This window comes from Candidatus Andeanibacterium sp. (genome assembly GCF_057143545.1).
Map to the genome: position 1 here is coordinate 1 of NZ_DBNHSF010000178.1, position 6,472 is coordinate 6,472.

4 protein-coding genes and 1 pseudogene are annotated in these 6,472 nt (G+C 63.1%); 4 read left to right on the top strand and 1 reads right to left on the bottom strand.

Annotated elements, in window-relative coordinates; translation table 11 throughout:
- The 4 genes and pseudogenes from AC16XC_RS10575 to AC16XC_RS10590 all read left to right on the top strand — a co-directional run.
- Window positions 1–326: pseudogene (locus tag AC16XC_RS10575) on the top strand (polysaccharide deacetylase family protein); the annotation flags it as partial.
- Window positions 326–2,413, top strand: a complete 2,088-nt coding sequence (locus AC16XC_RS10580; protein ID WP_484034622.1) for a PQQ-dependent dehydrogenase, methanol/ethanol family — start codon at window positions 326–328, stop codon at window positions 2,411–2,413. The pseudogene AC16XC_RS10575 and the gene AC16XC_RS10580, both read left to right, overlap by 1 nt.
- 19 nt (window positions 2,414–2,432) lie before the next feature.
- Complete coding sequence (locus tag AC16XC_RS10585) at window positions 2,433–3,029, top strand: nuclear transport factor 2 family protein (RefSeq protein ID WP_484034623.1); 597 nt, start codon at window positions 2,433–2,435, stop codon at window positions 3,027–3,029.
- On the top strand, window positions 3,029–3,877 hold the full coding sequence (locus AC16XC_RS10590; protein WP_484034624.1) for a TauD/TfdA dioxygenase family protein: 849 nt from the start codon (window positions 3,029–3,031) through the stop codon (window positions 3,875–3,877). The genes AC16XC_RS10585 and AC16XC_RS10590 overlap by 1 nt, the downstream gene beginning before the upstream one ends.
- A gap of 45 nt (window positions 3,878–3,922) precedes the next feature.
- On the opposite strand, the gene AC16XC_RS10595 is transcribed toward AC16XC_RS10590, so the two are convergent.
- On the bottom strand, window positions 3,923–6,472 hold a 2,550-nt coding region (locus AC16XC_RS10595), incomplete at its 5' end, for a G8 domain-containing protein (protein ID WP_484034625.1).

Consider the following 6,472-nt stretch of genomic DNA (forward strand, 5'->3'; position numbering starts at 1 on the left):
TCTACGAAGACATGGCGCAGCGCGTGTTGGATCGATCACCCGCGCATGTACTGCTGCTGCATGAGACCGACATCGCCGCGCTGTTCATGGTGGACCTGGTTGAAGCTCTGGAGGCCGATGGCTGGACCATCGTCACCATGGACGAGGCCTACCAGGACCCAATTGCCGAGATCGAACCCGACACGCTCTATCTTGGCGGTGGCAGGCTCGCCGCGATTGCGGCCGAGAATGGCGCCAACCCGGCCGATCTCGTCTATGAGCGGACCGACGAAGACGAATTGACCCGCCTGTTCGAGGAACGCGTGATCGTGAGCGACGGGCAATGATGCGTGCTGCGAACAAGCTGGCGCGCACCGTGCTGGCGGTTTCGGCGCTGGTCCTGCTTTCCGCCGGGACCCTGGTGATCGACCAGCCAGCCTGGGTGAACCACGGGGCAATGCTCGACGCGGATACCCATCACGGCGATTGGATGGCGACCGGACGCACCTATGACGAACAGCACTTCTCGCCGCTGACCCAGATTAACTTCGACAATGTCGGCCAACTTGGCCTGGCCTGGTTCGCCGATCTCACCACCGACCGCGGGCAGGAAGCGACCCCGCTCGTGATCGATGGGGTGCTCTACAACACCGAGCCGTGGAACATCACTACCGCATACGACGCCGCGACCGGCAAGGTGCTGTGGCGTTACGACCCGCAGGTCCCGCTCCGCTATGGCAGGATGGCCTGTTGCGACATCGTGTCACGCGGGCTGGCTGCATGGGAAGGAAAAATCCTTGTGGCTGCGCTCGACGGACGGCTGATCGCGATCGATGCCGCGACCGGCGAGGAGCGCTGGTCGGTCCAGACCACCGACCCCGAACAACCTTACACCATCACCGGCGCGCCGCGCGTGTTCGACGGCAAGGTCTTCATTGGCAATGGCGGGGCGGAGCTGGGCGTCAGGGGCTATGTTTCCGCCTACGATGCCAATGACGGCACGCTGCTCTGGCGCTGGTATACCGTGCCCGGCGATCCCGCGGCCGGCTTCGAGAACGAAGCGATGGAAATGGCCGCGACCACCTGGACCGGCGAATGGTGGCGGCAGGGCGGCGGCGGCACGGTGTGGGATTCGATGTCCTATGATCCCGAACTCGGCCTCATTTATATCGGCACCGGCAACGGCTCGCCCTGGGCGCGGGACTATCGCAGCCCCGGCGGTGGCGACAATTTGTTCCTCGCCTCGATCGTCGCGCTCGATGCGAAGACCGGCGAATATCGCTGGCACTACCAGACCACGCCGGGCGAACAGTGGGATTACACCGCGACCCAGCAGATGATCCTGGCCGACATCGAGATTGCCGGGAAGCCGCGCAAGGTCATCATGCAGGCGCCCAAGAACGGGTTCTTCTATGTTCTCGACCGCCAAACCGGCGAGCTCTTGAGCGCGGAAAAGCTCGTCCCGATCAGCTGGGCCAGCCGTGTCGATCTGGCGACAGGACGCCCGGTCGAAATCCCCGAGGCGCGCTACGGAAAAGTGCCGGTGATGGTCTCGCCCGGCGCGGGCGGCGCGCATAACTGGAACCCGATGGCCTACAGCCCGCTGACCGGGCTGGTCTATATCCCGGTGACCGAGACCTATATGAGCTATGGCCTCGCGGAGAATTACGATCCCGCCCGCGGCGGGCTCGGCACGAGCTTCCGCGGCGACGACGATCTCAGGCGGCAGCACGCCGAATATGCCGATGCCCATTCGGGCGGATGGCTGGTGGCGATCGATCCGGCAACCCAGCGCGAAGTGTGGCGCACGCCCAAGGAGCAGAAGGGTTCGGGTGGGGTGCTCGTCACCGCGGGCAATCTGGTATTTCAGGGCAATATCGGGACCACATTCGCCGCCTATCGCGCCGACACCGGCGAGAAGGTCTGGGAAATGCCGGTGCAGCAAGTCCCGATCGCCGCGCCGATCACCTACATGGTCGACGGCGAACAATATATCGCGGTCAATGCCGGGTGGGGCGGGGGCCTCGCCCATGTCGAGCGCGCGGCTTACTCCCGCCTGTTCCTTGGCCCGCCGCGGCTGCTGGTATTCAAGCTCGGCGGGACGGCGCAACTGCCGCCGATGCCGGCCGAAAGCTTTGTCGTGCCGGAGCTCTCGGCGCCGCCCAGGCTTGCCGGGACGCCCGAACAGGTCGCGCTGGGCGAGCTTCTCTATGGCGAGAACTGCGCCCTGTGCCACGGCACGGCGGCACGCGGCGGGATCAAGGATCTGCGCCACATGTCGCCCGCAACGCATGAGGCATTCCTCGAGATCGTGATCGGGGGTAGCCTGGCCCGCAAGGGCATGGCGAGCTTTGCCGATCTGGTGAGCCAGCAAGAGGCCGAGGCGATCCATCATTACCTCATCGCGCGGGCGAACGAGGATTGGGAAAACTAGAACACAGGGAGTGAGCCCGATGTCGATAAAAACCGTAATGGTCGCCGCAGCCCTTTCGGCCCTGGCCGCACCACTTGCCGCGCAGGAGGTGACCCTGCCGCCCGATTATGCGGACGCTTACGGGCAGGACCGGGCCGAGATCGAGGACCTCATGGCGCGCTATCTGTTCGCCATCGATTATTTCGACTGGGATGCCTATGTCGGCACCTTCGCCGAGGATGGCGAGCTCGAATTCGCCAGCGGGACCTATAAGGGCCGCGACGCGATCCGCGAGGCGGTCGTGCGGTTCAGCGAGGGGATCGGGCGCTTCTACCACACCGCCGATGGCAAGCCGGCGAAACTGCGCCACGTAATCCTGCAGAGTTCGATCCGGGTCGAAGGCGACCGCGCCTGGGCACGCTCGCTATGGCTCGAAATGGCCAATCACGGCCCGAACGACGAGCCCAAGATCGGCACTTACGGCGCCTATGAGGACGAATTCGCGCGGGTCGACGGCAAATGGCTGATCAAGCGCCGCAATGTGCTCAACGACTTCATCCCCAACCGCGGCACCGGGCCTGAGAACCCGGTGCGCGAGATGGACACCGAGGCGGAAGCGCACAGGGCCGCACAGTGATGTCCGAATACCGCCACATCTCCGTCTCGCCGGTCGCCGCGACGCTCGGCGCGGAGATTGGCGGAGTCGACCTGGCGCAGGACCTCGACGGCGAAGTCATCGCCGAGATCCGCCGGGCGCTGAACGAGAATTTGGTGATCTTCTTTCGCGGCCAGAAAATGACGCCCGAACAGCACCTTGCCTTTGCCGAGCGCTTCGGCACGCTTGGCCTGCATGATCAGGTCAAGGGGATGGACGATTATCCCTATATCATCGAAGTGCGCAAGGAACCGGGCGACACGCGCAATTTCGGCGGCGCCTGGCACGGCGATGTGACCTATCTCGAAGAGCCGCCGCTCGGCTCGATCCTCTATGCGCTCGAAGTGCCCGAGGTCGGTGGGGATACGCTGTGGGCCAACCAGTATATCGCCTATGAAACGCTTTCGCCCGGTATGCGCGATATGCTCGACCGGCTGACCATGGTCCACACCCCGGCCAAGATCTACGGCCTCTATTCGCAGGACTGGAGCAAGGACTCATCGGTCAGATCCGCTCCCAGCGCGGCCGCCGAATACGAAACCGAGCACCCGCTGGTCCGCACCCATCCGGAAACCGGCAGGAAGCTGCTCTATGTCAGCGGGCTGTTCACCCCGCGCTTCAAGGACATGACCGAGGAAGAATCGAAGCCGCTGATCGACTTCCTGATGCAGCAGGCGACCCGCGAGGAGTTCACCTGCCGCTGGCGCTGGCGGGCGGGAGACGTCGCCTTCTGGGACAACCGGGCGACGCTGCATTATGCGCTGAACGATTATTCCGGCCAGCGCCGGGTGATGCACCGCGTCACGATCAATGGGGACAGGCCCTATTGAATTGACGATCGGATCCAGGCCGCCGTCGCGATGCTCATGTAGGCGTCAGCCGCCGAGGTTTTCCCTGCTTACCGTTATGCTGGCTTGCAGGTCCGTTGGTCGAATGACCTCCCTGACCGGAGGATCGGCCACCAGCTTGACCCACATCGTATCTCCGTCGATGAAATAGGAGGTCTCGTCCGCTGCCCGCAATGCGTCCATGCTGGCTTGCTGCGTCCCGGAGGCTGCATGGGTGAAGCCCGGCAGTTCGAAAATGACCCATGCCCCCTCGTCCATTTCGGCCAGGCTGAGAGTGACTTCCGGCCTTTCGGTCTTCACCTCGATCTCGGTGCCGGCACGCACGGTACTTATGTCACCGCTGATCTTGAACTCCTTGCCATTGCGAATGAGCGCGATGGGCGCCTGCGGAGGACGACGGGAGAACAGGGCTTCACGCTGGGCCCGGGCGAGAGGCGTGTCCGGAGCATCCGGACCGAGCGAAGAGAGCAAGGCCCACCGGGCGGTCCGCGTACTGAGATCGACTCCCTTTGGAAGTTCCCCTGTGGCGTCTGAAAGATTCAGGCGACCGATATCGCCCGTGCACACAGAGGCGTTCCAGCTGGGATGAATTTCGCAGCTGTCGTCGGTGACGACGCTGTCATTCTCGCCGTCGTGGAGCAGGACCTGGGAAGCGGGGATGCCGGTCACCGATCCGTCGAGGTCGCGAAACGACAGGGTCCGGTATGCGTTGTTGCCGCGGTTGTCGTTATCGAACCGGGCATCGTATTTCGGGAAATAGACCGGCTTGGCGTTGACGAATTGCGCACCCTTTATCGTGCTCCCGGTACTGAGCCCCGCGCTGGTGAACAGCAGGAAGGACAGCGCGCCGGTTCGGCGAAGATCATTGTCCTGGAAATTCACGAATGTCGTGTTCACCACATCATCGCGGTAATCGTAGTATTCGTAGCCGCGGATCGGGAAATCGGGGATCAGCGTCTTGGGCAGGCTGCGGCCATAGGCCACTTCCTCGGGCGTCGTGGGATTTCCGATATTGTCGGTCTCGCCCACGATCAGCGAATCTTCCAGCCGCGAATTGAACGGGTTGCTGCCAATGTCACCGGCGGCCTGCGTCATGCCGATGGCATTGTCGGCCAGTTTCAGGTTACTGTATACGAACATGTCCCCACGGCCCCAGAGCCCGCCATTGCGGTTCTTGTAGGCGGTCAGGTTCTCGAAGTGCGTTTCCAGCACTTCGCCCTCAAGGTCGGTAGGGTCCGCCAGTGGCAGCAGAGGGATGGTGGCCAGGCCAAAGGTGTTGTCCTGATAGATGTTGCGGTCGAACATGAACCCGTCGAAGTTGGAATGCGCCGTGTTGCCCCTGAATGCTCGCAGCGGCGTGCGGCGCGGCCAGGTGTTGGCGGCGATTTCCGTGCCGAGGAAGGCGCCATTGGGGTGCTCCGGGATGGACAGCCAGAATCCGGTCGAGTCCGAACCTGCCGCGACATTGTCTATATAGCTGTTGTCCGGGTTGGTGATCCAGAAGGACGCCGCCGTGTTGTCCGAAGGCAGCAGGGTGTTCCCGCCATGGAAGCTGGCCTCCCTGAAGGCAGCAGGATTCGCCTGCCTTGATTCTCTCTCTGCGTTGGCGCCGAGATCGGTAGGCACGCAGTCCAATGTCGGATGACACTTGGTCTGGATTGCCAGGTTCCTGATGAAGGTGTTTCCGGTCTCGATCCCGTCTTCCATGAAGAAACAGTGGCCCACCGTGTTGTAGGTCACGTTGTTCTCGATCCGCAGGTCATTGGTGCCGTGGACGGTGACGCAGCGGTTGAACGTGTCATGGATCGCGGCATTGCGGATGTACATGCCCGCGCCTTCGCCGAGCAGGTGGAAATGCATCGGGTAGCGGGCGAGGGTCAGATGCTGGCCCATGCGGTAAAGTTCGACCCCGTCGACATAAGCCTTGGAGCCGCTCATCGCCATGATGTGGCCACCGAAATAGTTCGTCGCCGCATCCTCGGACGCCTGGATCTTGATGTTGCGCGTAAGATTGGCAACCTCGCCGCGCTCGTCCACCCCGAAGGTAATTTCGCCAAAGTGCATATATTGCAGCGGCGCATCGATGGTGACGGTGTTGCCGTTGACAGCAGTGATCGTGCGCCGCTCGGCCTGGCGCGGATTGAAGTCGGTCGAGGCGAGCACGATCTCGTCGCCCGCGCGCCAGCCCGAGGCATCGAGCACCTCGATGCTGGTGGCACCCTTCTCTGCCGTCTGCGACAGCTTGCTCCAGGTGTGCGTGCGGTTGCCGTGCAGGTTGAGCGTGCCGCGCATCAGCATGATCCCGCGGTCGCCCATCGTGTTGATGTCCTCGCCCTTGACCTTGTCGGTCAGGGTGATGGTGGCATTGTGCTGGAAGGGATTGTCTTCCGTGCCGATCTGCAATTCGCCGCCGGGGACGTAGATCCACTCGGTGGTCAGCACCAGGTCGCGCTCGTCGGCGAAGGTCAGCTTGCCCTGGATCGTCAGGCTGCGCAATTCGGGCGGGCTGACGTCGAGCATCACCTCGGTCCCGCGCGGAATGGTCACTTCCTCGCCAGCCACAGGCACTTTGCCCGA

Excerpts from the sequence above, each read along its gene's own strand:
- AC16XC_RS10585 (WP_484034623.1), top strand. The coding sequence starts at position 2,433 with ATGTCGATAAAAACCGTAATGGTCGCCGCAGCCCTTTCGGCCCTGGCC.
- AC16XC_RS10590 (WP_484034624.1), top strand. The coding sequence starts at position 3,029 with ATGTCCGAATACCGCCACATCTCCGTCTCGCCGGTCGCCGCGACGCTC.
- AC16XC_RS10580 (WP_484034622.1), top strand. The coding sequence starts at position 326 with ATGCGTGCTGCGAACAAGCTGGCGCGCACCGTGCTGGCGGTTTCGGCG.